The 15,833-nt window shown below is 60.0% G+C and carries 12 protein-coding genes and 1 pseudogene; 5 read left to right on the forward strand and 8 right to left on the reverse strand.

Annotated elements, in window-relative coordinates; all coding sequences use genetic code 11:
- Positions 1-268: 268 nt before the first annotated feature.
- Positions 269-528: pseudogene (locus QZ498_RS16155) on the forward strand (IS6 family transposase); the annotation flags it as partial.
- Between the two features lie 101 nt (positions 529-629).
- Here QZ498_RS16155 and bchJ read toward each other — a convergent pair.
- The 8 genes from bchJ to QZ498_RS16195 form a co-directional block, all read right to left on the reverse strand.
- Positions 630-1,226, reverse strand: coding sequence for a bacteriochlorophyll 4-vinyl reductase (gene bchJ, locus QZ498_RS16160; RefSeq protein ID WP_294624106.1), 597 nt, complete (start codon positions 1,224-1,226; stop codon positions 630-632).
- Positions 1,223-2,890 (reverse strand): magnesium-protoporphyrin IX monomethyl ester anaerobic oxidative cyclase, encoded by a 1,668-nt coding sequence (gene bchE / locus QZ498_RS16165; RefSeq protein ID WP_294624108.1) that lies wholly within the window; start codon positions 2,888-2,890, stop codon positions 1,223-1,225. The genes bchJ and bchE overlap by 4 nt, the downstream gene beginning before the upstream one ends.
- A 90-nt stretch (positions 2,891-2,980) precedes the next feature.
- Positions 2,981-3,529: an isopentenyl-diphosphate Delta-isomerase gene (gene idi / locus QZ498_RS16170; protein ID WP_294624110.1), complete on the reverse strand. Its 549-nt coding sequence runs from the start codon at positions 3,527-3,529 to the stop codon at positions 2,981-2,983.
- Complete coding sequence (locus QZ498_RS16175) at positions 3,526-4,710, reverse strand: geranylgeranyl diphosphate reductase (protein WP_294624112.1); 1,185 nt, start codon at positions 4,708-4,710, stop codon at positions 3,526-3,528. Before QZ498_RS16175 ends, idi begins: the two co-directional genes overlap by 4 nt.
- A 3-nt stretch (positions 4,711-4,713) precedes the next feature.
- Complete coding sequence (locus tag QZ498_RS16180) at positions 4,714-6,003, reverse strand: BCD family MFS transporter (protein ID WP_294624114.1); 1,290 nt, start codon at positions 6,001-6,003, stop codon at positions 4,714-4,716.
- A complete protein-coding gene (gene chlG, locus QZ498_RS16185) occupies positions 6,000-6,911 on the reverse strand; it encodes a chlorophyll synthase ChlG (protein ID WP_294624116.1) in 912 nt (303 codons plus the stop codon). Before chlG ends, QZ498_RS16180 begins: the two co-directional genes overlap by 4 nt.
- A 73-nt stretch (positions 6,912-6,984) precedes the next feature.
- Complete coding sequence (ppsR, locus tag QZ498_RS16190) at positions 6,985-8,385, reverse strand: transcriptional regulator PpsR (RefSeq protein WP_294624118.1); 1,401 nt, start codon at positions 8,383-8,385, stop codon at positions 6,985-6,987.
- A 68-nt stretch (positions 8,386-8,453) separates the two neighbouring features.
- Positions 8,454-9,302 (reverse strand): hypothetical protein, encoded by an 849-nt coding sequence (locus QZ498_RS16195; protein WP_294624120.1) that lies wholly within the window; start codon positions 9,300-9,302, stop codon positions 8,454-8,456.
- A gap of 287 nt (positions 9,303-9,589) precedes the next feature.
- Between QZ498_RS16195 and bchF the strand changes: the two genes are divergently transcribed.
- From bchF to QZ498_RS16215, 4 genes are all read left to right on the forward strand, one after another.
- Positions 9,590-10,078: a 2-vinyl bacteriochlorophyllide hydratase gene (bchF, locus tag QZ498_RS16200; RefSeq protein WP_294624122.1), complete on the forward strand. Its 489-nt coding sequence runs from the start codon at positions 9,590-9,592 to the stop codon at positions 10,076-10,078.
- Positions 10,075-11,361 (forward strand): ferredoxin:protochlorophyllide reductase (ATP-dependent) subunit N, encoded by a 1,287-nt coding sequence (locus tag QZ498_RS16205; protein ID WP_294624124.1) that lies wholly within the window; start codon positions 10,075-10,077, stop codon positions 11,359-11,361. Before bchF ends, QZ498_RS16205 begins: the two co-directional genes overlap by 4 nt.
- Positions 11,358-12,920, forward strand: coding sequence for a ferredoxin:protochlorophyllide reductase (ATP-dependent) subunit B (gene bchB / locus QZ498_RS16210; RefSeq protein WP_294624126.1), 1,563 nt, complete (start codon positions 11,358-11,360; stop codon positions 12,918-12,920). Before QZ498_RS16205 ends, bchB begins: the two co-directional genes overlap by 4 nt.
- Positions 12,910-15,833: magnesium chelatase subunit H (locus QZ498_RS16215; protein ID WP_294624127.1), on the forward strand; the 2,924-nt coding region annotated here is incomplete at its 3' end. The genes bchB and QZ498_RS16215, both read left to right, overlap by 11 nt.

The following is a 15,833-nucleotide window of genomic DNA, read 5'->3' on the forward strand; positions in this document are numbered from 1 at the left end:
CCATCATCCTTTGAAAATGCTGCGCCATGGATGAATGGCCGGTTTGGTCAAGCTGCGGCGCGGCATCGGCGTGGTGGGTGGAAGACGGCTTTGGGCCGGTCACGTCACTCCGGTAGGCGCTGCCGCTACAGCGTAACAACGGTAGTTCACTGCACAATCTTGCGTCTGACTGTAAACCGCGCTGCACCTTGAGTATACGACCGAAAGGTCCCGCATGGCTGACAGGACACCGTAGGCAACCATCATCCTCGCTGATCTCTTACAATAGATCCGTCTGGCAACGGTCGCTGCAGCGCCTTTCCGCTTTGTCTGCGCAATGTCGAAGATCTTCTACACGAGCGCGGCATCGACGTCAGCCATGAATCCGTCCGATTTTGGTGGATGCGGGTTGGCCGGCTTTTCGCCTTTGAGATCCGTAAGGCCAAGATCCAGCGGATACGTTCTTATTCGAACTACCAGTGGCACCTCGACAAGGTTTTCGTAAAAATCAACGGCGAGACCCATTACATGTGGCGCGCCGTTGCTCACCTAAGGCCTCGTCGATACCTGGCATGACGACAGGGCATTACAGATCGAATCCCTTTGGAAGCTGAAACGCAATGCGCACAACCCGCTCAAGACATTGGGTTTTAAGCGCCGATTTGGCCGAGTTGGTGCAAAATGAAGCGGCATTTCCGGCCGCGATGGGCGCAACATGCGGGATGATCAACCACCGTTCTTTGGCTCACCAAGCGACGAAATAGCGTCTCCAATACGGTGCGATGCCAAGTGCAGCCGTCTATCGCAAGGGGATTGTCTTGGATCGACAGGGTCATCGGGTTGGTGATCTGGTAAGAGACAAACGCATCGCCCGCAAAGGTCCAGGAGTGTTGGCAAATTGCCCTGAGCAGCAGCGGACCTGAAAAACGGGCCGGCAACGCCCGCAGGACCCATTGGGCCGAGTGCGGTATGCGGTGGGCCAAGATGTATTCGCCGGTTTTGCGTCCGGCCTGCCGCGCGACATTTGAGGCGAGGGTCGTCGGTAGTTCGCGTGCGATCGCAGTGTGCAAGCACGCAGCATCGCGGGCTGGCACCATGTTTTTGGGGGGAGACTCCAGAAAGCGCCTGAGGCCTGCTTTGGTCACAATACGGCGGGTGGCCTCGTGACCACATAAGGAATACAAGGCTTCGATGCTTTGCAAGACGGCATTCGGACCGACAAGGTCGATGCCTCTGGTATGGGTCATGTCCTATTCCGCAGGTGTTTGTGGTTCCAATTTTTGATCGCGTCGCGGCCGGCTTTTGCGTCGGGCTGTAATGCCGCGATGCGTTTTTTCTCGGCTTTTACTTGGGCTCGAACACTGGCCTTGCGCTCGGCAGCCTTCGCTTTGCGATCGGCCATTGCCTCCCAATCGGCCATTTGCGCCTCGGCTATCCGGCGGCTGTCGTCGAATTGAAAGTCCACCTTACCCTTGGACTGCGGGCCCCAATAGCCCACCTTTCCAAGGTCATAGAAGGTCCGCGCGAAGCCCGCCTTGGCGAAGGCCCGCAAACAGCCCAAAAGATATTTCCGTCGGAAGCCCCTTCCGCGCCAGGGATAGTGGAACAGCGCCTTGATCATGTAGAACCGGCGGTAATTGTGCATGACCCTGTCCAGCAAGGTCGCGCGATCCATGGCTTCTGGCTTCATGATAGGGGTCACAAAATTGTATTTCTCGAAGTCGAACACCTCGACCTTGTCGCGCAGTTCCTGAAACAGCGGTGTGAACGGCCATGGGGTATACATCGTCCAGTTGGCAAGATCAGGGTTCCAGTCGCGGGCAAAGCGATAGGTCTCCTCCAGCGTTTCCTCGGTCTCGTTCTCCAGACCGACGATGAACTGCGCCTCGGTGAAAATATCTGCCTCGCGCAACAGTCGAATGGCTTCCTTGTTCTCTTCGACCTTCGTTTCCTTATTGAACCGATCCAGTTTCATTTGCGCGGCTGCTTCCGTGCCAAGGCTGATATGCACCAGCCCCGCTTCGCGCCAGAGTCCAAGCATATCCTTGTCGCGTTGAATGTCCGTGACGCGCGTGTTGATGCCCCATTTCACGCGCTCTGGCAGACCGCGGCGGATCAGTTCCTCGCAAAATTCGGTGAACTTTTTCTTGTTGATGGTGGGTTCCTCGTCAGCGAGGATGAAGAAACCGACGCCATGATTATTCACTAAGTCCTCGATCTCATCGACCACCTTTTGCGGGTCGCGGACACGATAGTCACGCCAGAACTTCCATTGCGAGCAGAAGGAGCAGGTGAAGGGACAGCCCCGCGCCAGGCTGGGAATGGCCAGCCGGGTGTTGAGGGGTATGTAGATGTATTTCTCCCAGTCGAGGATCGACCAGTCTGGTTTTATGCCGTCGAGATCCTTGACCGTGGGCGCGGCCGGAGTGGCAATAATCTCGGTGCCTTCGGTATAGGCGATGCCCTTGATCGACTTGCGGTCGCTATGCCAGCGGCCGTCCTCGACCGCGCGGACGAAATCAAGGAAAACCTCCTCGCCCTCGCCACGCACGATGGCGTCGATATGCGGCGCTTCGGAGAGGACCTGCTTGTACATGAAGGTCGCGTGGACTCCACCAAGTACCGTCACAGCATCCGGTGCAGCGGCCCGGGCAATTTCCAGTGCGCGTTCAGCCTTGTATATCGAGGGTGTGATTGAGGTGGCGCCAACGATGTCGGGCTTCAGCGCAGCGATGCGGGCATGCAGCTCTGCCTCACCGATGTGATGGGTCATCGCATCAATGAAATGGATGTCGGTATACCCGGCGGCCTTGAGCGGGCCGGCGAGGTAGGCCACCCAAGCTGGCGGCCAGTTCCCAGCTATCTCAGCGCCGCCGGAATGGTAGTTCGGGTGAATCAGGACGAGTCGCATGGGGCCTCCTTTGGACGCCTTAGCCTGACACAAATTATGTCAACTTAACTTGACATGTATCAATGTCAGCCACCGTCTTCACTTCGAAAATCATGCAAAAATCTGCTGGGCATGGTCCTCAAGGTAGATTCGCAGCCAAGGCGTGTAATTCTTGGGTTTTTGGGCGATAAGCCGCGCCAGATCCGCCATGGAAATCCACTGCACCTGCATCACCTCATCGGGGTTGGGAGCAACCGGAATACGCGCGCGAACGCGGGCGACGAAAATATCGACAACCTCGTGTTCGATCAGCCCATCCCCCACATCGGCGCGGTATTCGACCTGTTGACGGTAGGACAGAGGCAAGCCTTGCAGCCCGATCTCTTCCGCCAGACGACGGGCGGCGCAAACCTTGGGCGCTTCTCCCCAATGGGGGTGTGTGCAACAGGCATTCGCCCACAAGCCGGGCGTGTGATACTTGCCCATCGCGCGACGCTGAATCAGCATGTCATCGCCGCATATGACGAAAACCGAGACCGCCTTGTGCCGCAATCCTTCGCGGTGCACCCGGAGTTTTTCGACCGCCACAAGATCGCCGCCAACCCATGTCGGTATCATGTCGGTATTTTGTCGGTATTCCGTCGGTGCAATATCCGTCATGTGAATTCCGCCGGAACAAGCCGTGTGAGATGCGCGAGGTTCTTCAAACCGATCTTGAGATGCGCCATCGGGCGGGCGCGCACCAGCTTCTTGTTCATGTAGGCCTCGAAGGTCAGGCGCTGCACATCAATGTCATGGCAAAGCGACACGAACCTCTCACGCCGTTCGTCTGACTTGTAGTAGGCGCCTTGCATCGAGGCGAGCACGCGAAACACGGTTTTGTGCTCGCGCATGAAAAGCTGTCGGGCAAGGCGCAGGTTGAGAACGCGCCCCGAGGTCAGACAAGCCGCCGCCGCCGTGGCCGCCACGCGCCCGCCCGCCATGGCATAATAGATGCCCTCTCCTGAACTGGGGGCCACAACACCGGCGGCATCACCAGCCAGCACAACGTCTTTGCCATTGTCCCAGCGGTCCAAGGGCTTGAGCGGTATCGGCGCGCCTTCGCGGCGCAAGGTCGGGCAATCGGCAAGGCCGCTGGCCTGCCGCAAATCGGCGGTGGCCTTTTTCAAGTCCACCTCGCGCACAAGAGAGCCCATACCGACACTGGCCTTTTGACCATGCGGAAAGACCCAGCCGTAGAAATCGGGCGAGATACGACCATCGTAGACCACATCACAGCGGTCGGGGTGATAGTCCCCGACAGGGCCCGGAGCCTCGATAATCTCGTGGTAGGCGACGACGTAGGGAATCGTATCACCGCCTGGAACTTCATCACGCGCCACGTTGGAGCGCGCGCCATCCGCGCCGATCACCAGCTTGCACGAAAGGCGGCATTCATTGCCGCTGGCCTTATCGCGGTAGACAACGGTGGGTCCGCCTTCATCCCGATCGATCCGAAGATAGGTGCCTGTCGCGCGAACGGCACCGGCCCCGGCTGCGCGCTCACGCAGGAATTCGTCGAAGTCTTCGCGGTCCACCATGCCGACAAAGCCGTTTTCAATCGGGATATCGACCCGGCGACCTGTGGGCGAGATCATTCGCGCGGTGGTGATCTTGGCCACCAACAGAGACTCGGGGATATCGAAATCAGCGATCAGGCGCGGCGGGATGGCCCCGCCACAGGGCTTGATCCGCCCGGCCCGGTCCAGAAGAGCCACCTTGTGACCTGAGCGGGCCAGATCTTCGGCGGCGGTGGCCCCTGAGGGCCCGCCACCCACGACAACGACGTCATATTCTGCCATGGTTTATTCCCCCGGAACGATAGCTGCATTGCGGCCTTGGCGGTGTTCAATCACTCGCATGGCCATGAGAGCCGCCAGCACGAAAAGCGCTGCTTCGGCCACGAAAACCGCGCCAAAGGCCGGGGCATCCTGCCCCAGCACGACACGCATCACATCAACGGCGGCGGCCCCGACAAGGCCGCCAAACCCGGCGGCGATGGCCTGTGCCGCGCCCCAAAGGCCCATGCGCGTGCCTTCGCGCGCGCCGCGCCCTTCACCCGCTAGCGCCATCATGGAGCCGATAGCGGCAACCGCGAACATGCCGTTGAAAAATCCAAGGCCCACCACCGCGCCAACCAGCGCGCCAGACAGCCCCATTTGCCCCAAGAGGGTAATCACCGTCAGGCTACCGGCAGAGCCAAGGCAGCCCGCGACGACCCAGTGCCGCAAAGATCCTATGCGCAGGCCCGTCGCGGCAATGCCAACTGTCAGCATGCCAAGGAAAACCCCGCCGTTCTGTGCGCCGCTGAGTGATGTGGATTGACCAGGCGTAAAGCCAAAGACCAAACCGGCATAGGGTTCGAGGATGAGTTCCTGCATGAAATAGGCGGTCATCGACAAAAAGACGAAGATGGTGAAATTACGCGCGGCGGGTTCGGCCCAGACCTCGCGCAGGCCCTCGATAAAGCGGGTGTCGCTGCTTTCGCGCGGGGCGGCTTTGACGCCGCGCTCAATGCCCCAGACGGCCAAGGTGGTGACCACCACCGCGCCGGTGCAAACAACACCTACGATCTTGAGAAGGAGTTGCGGGCCATAGGGATCAAGAAATGCGCCCACGGTTCCAGCGGTGATCGCAATGCCCGCGATCATCATCAGCCAAGTGATCGTGGCCGCCGCTGCACGGCGGCGCGGTGCGGTGGCCGTGGCCAGCAAAGCCAGAAGCGATGTGCCCGAGGCCCCGACACCGACCCCAATCAGCGCATAGGCCAAGATCGACAAGGTCAGGCCCGCCGCAAAAGACGTTTCGAACAGCACGACACCATGCGCTGCGCCATAGGCCCCAAGGGCCAGCGCCGCCATGCCGCCGATGATCCATCGGGTGCGATGCCCACCTGCATCCGACAGAAAGCCCCAGTTGGGACGAGTGATCTGAATGCCGTAATGCAGCGCCACAAGTGTACCGGGCAGGATGGCGGGCAAGGCCAATTCCACAACCATGAGGCGGTTGAGGGTTGAGGTGGTCAGTACGACAACGGCCCCAAGTGCCATTTGCACGAGGCCCAGACGAACGATCGACAGCCAATTCAGGGTCATGGCATCCCTCCCAATGTGCGCAGGGCGAAGGCGGCAACCATCATGCCACTGACGTAAAGGGTGACACCGGTGGCGTTATACCACGGCGCGCGACCTTTCGGATCTGTCAGCAAGACGCGCATCGCCCAAATTTGTGCTGCCAGAAGCGCGGTGATGGCGAGCGCGTGATAGGGGCGGCCCCAAGACAGCAAGAGCGCGATCACCGCCAGTTGCGGCAGGCCCATGACCCAGCAGGCCACCCGCGCCGCGCGGTCGGGGCCAAGGGTGACAGGTAGGGAATTGACCCCGGTTTGGCGGTCGCCTTCCAGCGCTTTGAAATCATTGAGGGTCATGATGCCATGCGCGCCAAGTGCATAAAGCAGCGCCACGATGACCGCTGGCATCGGCGGCGCTCCTGCGGAGAGGACGGCAACGCCGGTGAACCACGGCAGGCCCTCGTAGCACAGACCAACAAGGCCCGGCCCCCAGATGCCCGATTTCTTCAGGCGCACAGGTTCGGCCGAATAGGCCCAAGCGGCCAGCACCCCGAAAACGGTGGCCCCGAACCCCCAAGGCCCGAGGGTGGCGCCCAAGGCGAGGGCCAGTGCGCTCATGGCGAGGGCGATCCAGAGGCCCCACCGGCCTGGAATTGACCCTGAGGGGATAGGGCGTTGCGGTTCATTGATGGCATCGACATGCCGGTCGCACCAATCGTTGGCGGCTTGGCTCATCCCGCAGACAACGGGACCGGCCAGCACCATCCCCGTCAGCACAGCCCAAGGTGCCGAACCGAGCGGCACGCCCGAGGCGATCACCCCACAAAGGTAAGCCCATATCGGTGGGAACCATGTGATCGGCTTGATCAGGGTGAGCATGGCGCGCGGGCGCGGGACACGACGCGCGGCGTGTATGTCATAAGTGACACTCATAGTGTCAATTAAACTATACACTTGGCAATTTTGAAAGAGGTTTGTTTGCCACAGGTGCGATGAAAGGCGCCGATCAATCGTCTTTTGCGGCTTCCAAAAGGCCGTACTTGCGCAATTTGACATACAGGCTTTGCCGCGAGAGGCCCAGCATCTCGGCGGCGGCAACACGGTTATTGTTGGTCATCTGAACGGCGGTTTCGATGCACATTTTTTCAACCACGTCCGATGTGGCCGAAACCAGATCCTTGAGCGAGGCGGTGCCCACCAGATCCATGACATTGCGCATGGCCTCTTCGCTGACCATGACGTTTTTGTCCTCCACATCAGGAAGTTGGATGGAGGAGGTATCACGAACAATCAGGCCAAAGGCTAGTTCCCCACCCCGTTGGCGGAAACTGGAAATGGAGATATCCACCGGCGTTCGCGTGCCCACACCGCTTTTGAGTTGCGCCGAGTAGTGGCGGACCCGCCCCTTCTTGGCAGCGCTTTCCAGCAACAGTTTGAGATCAACAGAACCACGCATCAGGAATTCGGACAGCGATTGATCCTGCACATCACGCAGCTGCATCGCATCGACCATCACAAGGAAGGCTTCGTTCGCTTCACGGACAAACCCCTTGCCATCAATCAAAACGATGGCGTCGGTCGAGGCGGCATAAAGCGAAACCAAGGACTGTGCGAATTCGGGCCCGGCGATATCACTATCATCTGTGGGCTCAAGCACGCAAAGCAGCATTAACTCTCCGGCAGCGCGAAAATATTTTGGCCGCAGGCTTAGAACCCGACCATTGCGGCGCGAAACCACTTCAACGCTGCGCGCGGACTCGGAGTTGGCTGCGGCCTGCAAGGCATCCATGAATTCTCCGCGACGCCGGCCCTCGAAACTTTGCGGGAACAAGTTGCCCTCAAGAGTGTCGGATTTGCTGCCAAGTAGTGCAGCGGCAGCAGAATTGATTTCGTGAATGCGGGCCTTTTCAGGGTCGACAATTATAATCGGTGTCTCAGACTCTTCCAGAACCACGCGGAAGAGCGTCTTTTCGCTTCGGAGAAGCTGCTGATCACGCTCGCGGGCCAGCTGTTCCTGCACGAGGCGCTGCTGTACTTCCGCCAGGGGCTGCATGTCACGGCCGATGAGCAAAAGCCCACCGTCATCATCAATGCGGTGCAGGGTGTACCGCACTGGAAATTCCCACTTGGCATTGTCCATGTGGTTGAGCTCGATGGCCCGCACCACGCCCTCGGTGGATTTCGCCAAATCTGTCAGGCGTTGTGCAAACTTCGCGACGCTTTCCGATGTCAGAAAATCCTTGAACGAGCGCCCGACCCAGTGGTCAAGACATCCGAGCGATGCACTTTCAGGATTGACCGAGATGCCTTGCACCGTGCTGTCAGCATCAAGATAGACCGAGATATCCGAGGATTGCTCCAGGACGTCGCCTACGGACCCGACGTCGGGCAATCCCCCGGCGCGCATTCGTTCAGATGTCCTTCCTTGTCTCGTCACAACTATACCTCGATACGCCAAACCGAAGGTTTGGGTTTTCAAGCATCAATCATCGCTGTTCCAGCGACAGATGATAGCCCTGCTCGCTCCACCGCCTCACGCACAGTGCGCACAGCATATTCCGCGCCGGTAATCTTTTCGACCTCACGCGGGTTTTCCACGCCCAGGCCCCCGATCGCAATTGGTGGACAATATTCGACTTTAGATTTGAGGTATTCAACTAGTTTTCGCGACTTTTCAACCGAATTCGCCGTTGCCGCGGTTACGCCAAGCAGAGAAAACCCGCTTGATTCAACCATGGCGGCAATTTCTTCATTCGTCAGGCTGATGGCCATATGAACCCACAAGCCATGTCGGCGGAACTGATCGGCCGCAACAAACGCCCCAAGCGAGTGATCTTCAAAGTCGGGCACGATCATCAAAACCGACTGCCCAAGCGGGATACTACGGCTAAGCCACCCAACCTCGCCCGGCTCGGCTTTGTTACGAAACAAGGCCTGCAAGCGCGCGGCGCCGACCGTTACATCGACAAAGCTGGCCTTGTCGCTGACCCACATTTCCCCGAGGAAACGGGCGACGGCGGGGATGTACTTTTGAAACACCTCCTCCGATGGTACGCCCGACGCCATAAGCGCCGAGAGCGCGGCGTGGTGGCTGGTTTCGGACTCGGAAATCATGGCCTCGGCCAGATGCACGACCCACTCCTCCCGCGTGCGCGGGTTTTCCGATTGGGACTTAGACAGAACCGATCGCAGGGCGGATTCAACCAAAAACCTGATTGCAGGATCACCCTTTTGACCTATCCCAGAGCCGTTATTCTCTTTTTCGTCTCCCATGCGCTGCTCCTGTGGCCGCACTGAAAAATCGCGAACTGCGACAATGAACACTCTGCTCTGATAGGTTTAAGTCTGCTTGTCGCCAGGTCAAATGTCAATTTTTATTGACATGAAACGCATTTAAAACGGGTCAAGGCACTGGGATCGCCCGCTAATTTAGAGCCAGAATATTTCAGATTTTCATTGATTAAACGATTTCTGCGCACAGGACCCTTCGAATTGGTCAAAGCGACAATTTTTGTAGACATTACGATAATCGCAATGTGTAAATTATAATTGACACTTTCCCCTTCAAAGCCCTAGCATTTAGAGACCAGACACCGGCATTTGAGGGACCAATGACGCCCAGCGCTCATAACACGACCCAGCCGGCTGCGCTTTATACCGCTGCGCAGCGTGCGCGGAGGGACTCTAGCCACTGGACCTTGGTGCAAGGCATCCTCGCCCCGCTACAATTCGTGGTCTTCTTGATCTCTTTGATCCTTGTGCTGCGCTACCTTTGGACCGGCACCGGCTATGAGGCCGCTACATGGTCCATCCTGATCAAGACAGGGGTCTTGTACCTGATCATGGTGACCGGGGCGATTTGGGAAAAAGTCGTTTTCGGTCAGTACCTTTTCGCCCCGGCGTTCTTTTGGGAGGATGTATTTAGCTTTGCGGTGATCGGGTTGCACACCGCCTATGTCTGGGCGCTGTTTAGCAGCGCGTTGGAGCCTGTTTCCCTGATGCTTTTGGCACTGTTGGCCTATGCGGCTTACGTCGTCAACGCCGGGCAATTCCTGCTGAAACTGCGTGCCGCGCGTTTGCAGGCCGAGGCCACGGTATGACCCGCCACACACCCCTACCCCCGACCATGGGATGCCGGAACGCACCGATTCTTAAGGAACGCGGCCAGCACGAGGTTTTCTGTGGCCTGACTGGAATCATCTGGTTGCATCGAAAGATGCAGGATGCGTTTTTTCTAGTGGTCGGAAGCCGAACATGTGCGCATCTTCTTCAAAGTGCCGCCGGTGTCATGATTTTTGCTGAACCGCGCTTTGGCACCGCGATTCTAGAGGAAAGCGATCTTGCGGGTCTGGCCGATGCCCATGACGAGCTTGACCGCGAGGTCGACCGGCTTTTGGCGCGCCGCGGTGATATTCGGCAGCTTTTCTTGGTTGGCAGTTGCCCGTCCGAGGTTATCAAACTGGATCTGGCGCGCGCGGCCGAACGCCTGAGCGCGAAACATGCGCCGCGCGTGCGGGTGCTGAACTATTCCGGATCGGGGATTGAGACCACCTTTACCGAGGGCGAAGACGCCTGCCTTGCGGCGATGGTGCCCACCCTGCTCGAGAGCGACGCGCGCCAGTTGATGGTTGTCGGCGCATTGCCGGACGTGGCCGAGGACCAGGCGCTGGACCTTTTGGCGCAAATCGGGGTCGAAAAGGTCACTGTCTTGCCCGCCCGCCATGCAGATACCGAAGTTTCCGTCGGGCCAAACACCAGCTTTGCCCTGACGCAGGCTTTCCTGGGGGGCACCCATGCCGCCTTGGAAAGACGCGGGGCGCGTCACATCCCTGCACCGTTCCCGTTCGGCGAGGAAGGCACCACGGCGTGGCTTCGCGCCGTTGCGCGGGATTTCGGCATTGATCAGGCGCATGTTGATGCCGTGATAGACGCGCCCCGCGCACGCGCCCGAAAGGCCTTGGCCAAGGCCGCCGAGACCCTTTCAGGCAAATCGCTTTTCTTTTTCCCCGACAGCCAGATGGAAATTCCACTGGCGCGGTTCCTGACCCGTGAATGCGGCATGCAGGCCGTGGAAGTTGGCGCACCTTACATCCACAAGGCCCTTGTTGGTCCCGATCTGGATTTGCTGGCCGAGGGGCCGGTGATTTCGGAAGGCCAAGATGTTGAGATGCAATTGGACCGCTGCCGCGCGGCGGAGCCCGACCTGACGGTGTGCGGGCTTGGCCTTGCCAACCCCTTGGAGGCCGAGGGCCTGTGCACCAAGTGGGCGATCGAGTTGGTCTTTACCCCGGTGCATTTCTACGAACAGGCCGGTGATCTGGCCAGTCTCTTCGCCCGGCCAATCCGCCGCCATGACCTTCTGAAATTGGAGGCGGAAGAATGAAGCTTTCGGTTTGGACATACGAAGGCCCGCCGCATGTTGGGGCGCTGCGCGTCGCCACGGCGATGAAGGGGCTGCACTATGTGCTGCATGCGCCGCAGGGCGATACCTATGCCGATCTTCTGTTCACCATGATCGAACGGCGCAACCACCGCCCGCCGGTGACCTACACAACATTCCAGGCCCGCGATCTGGGCAGCGACACAGCAAACCTGTTCAAGACCGCCTGCGAAGCAGCCTATGAGCGGTTTCAGCCGCAGGCCATGATTGTCGGCGCCTCCTGCACCGCGGAGCTGATTCAGGATGATCCCGGCGGCATGGCCGAGACCATGGGCATGCCCATCCCCATCATCCCGCTTGAGTTGCCCAGCTACCAGCGCAAGGAGAACTTCGGGGCGGATGAAACCCTGTTTCAGCTCGTCCGTCGCTTGGCGCAACCAATGGAGCGGACCGAACAGGTGACCGCCAATCTTATTGGCCCCACCGCGCTTGGGTTCCGGCACCGTGACGACATCACCGAAGTGACCGCGCTTTTGAACCATATGGGGATCGCGGTGAATGTCTGCGCGCCCTATGGGGCCACGCCCGAGGATCTGACCCGGCTGGGCGCGGCCCACTTCAATGTGCTGATGTACCCCGAAACCGGCGAGGCGGCCTGCCGCTGGATGGAGCGGGACCTCGGCCTGCCCTTTACCAAAACCGTGCCTATCGGCGTGGGAGCGACGCGCGATTTCGTGGCCGAAGTGGCCAAGATCACCGGTCTTGCGGCCAAGCTGGACGACAGCCGCCTGCGCCTGCCGTGGTATTCGGCGAGCGTCGATTCCACTTATCTGACCGGCAAGCGCGTGTTCATCTTCGGTGACGGCACACATGTCATCACGGCGGCGCGCATCGCCCGGGACGAGATGGGTTTCGAGGTTGTGCGCCTTGGCTGCTACAACCGCGAAATGGCCCGTCCGGTGCGGGCCTTGGCCAAGGAATATGGGCTTGAGGCCCTGATTTCCGACGATCACCTCGACGTGGAAGCGGCGATTGCCGAGGCCGCGCCAGAGTTAATCCTTGGCACCCAGATGGAGCGACACATCGGCAAGCGGTTGGGCATCCCCTGCGCCGTCATCTCGTCGCCTGTGCATGTGCAAGATTTCCCCGCCCGCTACAGCCCACAGATGGGCATCGAAGGCGCGAATGTGATTTTCGACACATGGGTGCATCCGCTGGTCATGGGACTGGAAGAGCATCTGTTGACCATGTTCCGCGAAGATTTCGAGTTTCACGATGATGCCGGCGCCAGCCACCATGGCGGTGCGCATGTGGCGCGCGATGCAGGGGGGCTGTCTGCCCCCCGTTCCGGACAAGCCGGAACTCCCCCCGAGGATATTTCGGAACAAGAGAAGACAGGTGAGGTCATCTGGCTCGACGCGGCTGAACGCGAGTTGAGAAAGATCCCGTTCTTTGTGCGCGGCAAGGCCAAGCGCAATACCGAGGCTTTCGCCAGCGAACACGGGCTTGGCGAGATCAGCATCGACACACTTTACGAGGCCAAGGCTTATTATGCGCGATGATGCTTTCATAAAACCGGGTCCTGAGCCCTATCGGGTGGTGGTCCTGACACTGGACAGCCACGCGGCAGGCCCCTGTGCACGGGTGGCCGAGCGTATGGCCGGGGATTTTCCGGGTCTGGAGCTCAGCGTTCACGCCGCCGCCGAATGGGGGGAATGTGACGCGGCCTTGGGCCGGGCACGCGCGGCGATTGCCAGCGCCGATATCGTCATCGCGAACCTTTTGTTTCTTGAGGAACATATCAACGCCATTCTGCCGGACCTTGAGGCGCGCCGCGATCATTGCGACGCTATGGCCGGGATCATCGCCGACGCGCAAATCGTCAAATGCACCCGCATGGGAACGCTGAACATGGCCACCCCCGAAAGCGGCACCCGCAAGCTTTTGAAAAAGCTGCGCGGGGCTGGCAAATCGGGTGGCGCGGGTCCCGCCAAGACGGACGATGGCGCGCGCAAGATGCGTATGCTGCGCCGCTTGCCACGCATCCTAAAGCTGATCCCGGGCAAGGCGCAGGACCTGCGTGCTTGGTTCTTGGTGATGCAATATTGGCTGGGGGCGTCGGACGATAACATCGAGGCGATGGTGCGGTTTTTGATTTCGCGCTATTGCCACCGCGAGGATTGGCGCGGCGTGTGGGCCCCGGCCCCGTTAGAGTATCCCGAAACCGGCCTTTATCACCCAGACCTTGCGGATCGGATCACCACCGACCCCGCCGACCTACCCACGCCCGAGGCCCCGACAGGGACCGTCGGCCTTTTGATGATGCGCAGTTATGTGCTGTCGGGGGATACAGCACATTATGATGCGGTGATCCGCGCGCTGGAGGCGCAGGGCCTCAAGGTGCTGCCAGCCTTTGCCGGGGGGTTGGATGCCCGCCCCGCGATCAACAGTTTCTTCCGCGATGAGAAAGGCACGAAGATTGACACGCTTTTGTCTTTGACCGGGTTCAGCCTTGTCGGTGGCCCGGCGTATAATGACAATGACGAGGCGATCAAGATCCTGAGCACGCTGGATGTGCCTTATGTGGCCGCGCATCCGCTGGAATTTCAAACGCTGGACCAATGGGCCAATTCAACGCAGGGCCTTGGGCCGATCGAAACGACAATGCTAATCGCCTTGCCCGAGCTTGACGGGGCCACGACACCCACGGTTTTTGCCGGGCGTCATGGATCGGAAGGCTGCACAGGCTGCGCGCGCGCCTGTCCAACAACATCCACCGTAAAGGCGATGGCCCCCTGTCCCGAACGAGTGGAGGTCTTGGCCGCGCGCGTCGCACGGCAGGCCGCCTTGCACCGCGCTAAGGTGGCAGAGCGCCGCGTCGGCATCGTTCTGTTCGGGTTTCCGCCCAATGCCGGGGCGGCGGGCACAGCAGCGTACTTGGATGTTTTCAGTTCGCTTTACAACACGCTGCACGCCATGGCGTCGCGTGGCTATGACCTGACGCCGCCCGAGAGTGTTGATGCCCTTCGCGCGGCGGTGCTTGAGGGGACAGCGCAACAATATGGCCAGGAAGCCAATGTCGCCGCCCATGTTGGGGCCGATGACATCGTGCGCAACACGCCATGGCTGAACGAGATCGAGGCGCAATGGGGGGCTGCGCCGGGGCGCGTGCAATCGGACGGGCGCGGCGTTTTCGTGCTGGGCGCTCAATTCGGCAAGGTTTTCGTCGGGCTGCAACCGGCCTTTGGCTATGAAGGCGATCCCATGCGCCTGCTGTTCGAGCGTGGATTTGCGCCGACCCATGCTTTTGCGCAGTTTTACCATTGGTTGCGCAATGCGTTCAAAGCCGATGTCCTTTTGCACTTCGGGATGCATGGGGCCTTGGAGTTTATGCCCGGCAAGCAGGCTGGACCGGGGGCCACATGCTGGCCGGATCGGTTGATTGGCGATATGCCGAATGTCTATCTTTATGCGTCGAACAACCCGTCCGAGGCGACCCTGGCCAAGCGTCGGTCGGGGGCGGTAACGATCAGCCACTTGACCCCGCCACTGGCCACCTCTGGTTTGTACAAAGCCTTGGCCGAGTTGAAAGATAGCCTGACGCGCTGGCGCGAGATGGCACCGGAGGCCGCCGATCGCGGCGAATTGGAAGCGTTGATCGCAGAACAGGCCGAGGCCGCCGATCTGGGCGGGCATGCGCCCGAGGCGCTTTGGCTGAGCCTGTTGGAAACCGAAGATGCGCTGATCCCTGAGGGCCTGCATGTCCTGGGGCGGCCAATGGCGGCCGATGCGCGCGCCAGGTATCTGGACCTGATGGGCGAGGCAGACCCCGATGCTCGGGCGCGGGCAGATGCGCATTTACAAACCGACAGCGAAATTCCGGCGCTTCTTTGTGCATTGGAGGGGCGCTTTACGCCGCCGGTCGCTGGCGGTGATCTGATCCGCTCACCAGAAATTCTGCCCACCGGGCGCAACATTCATGCGTTTGACCCCTTCCGCATGCCCACCGCCTTTGCGTGCCGTGAGGGGACAAAACAGGCGCAGCTTTTGTTGGCCACACATAAAACCCTGCCGCGTAGCGTGGCGCTGGTGCTGTGGGGGTCTGACAACATCAAGTCCGATGGCGCACCCTTGGCGCAAGCCCTGTCCCTGATCGGGGCCGAGCCGCGGTTTGACAGCTTTGGTCGGCTTTGTGGGGCGGACCTTATTGCGTTGGAGCAATTGGGCCGCCCGCGGATTGACGTGATCATGACCTTGTCGGGCATTTTCCGCGACCTGTTGCCCTTGCAGACCAAGCTTCTGGCCGAGGCCGCCCTGAAGGCGGCGACGGCGGAGGAACCGGTTGAGCAAAACTTCATCCGCGCCCATGCGCTGGCCTATGCCGAGAAGATCGGCTGTGATCTGGAAACCGCCGCCTTGCGAGTCTTTTCGAATGCCGAAGGGGCCTATGGGTCGAACGTCAATCAACTGGTCGA

The organism is uncultured Roseovarius sp., from assembly GCF_913057115.1.
Classification (GTDB): domain Bacteria; phylum Pseudomonadota; class Alphaproteobacteria; order Rhodobacterales; family Rhodobacteraceae; genus Roseovarius.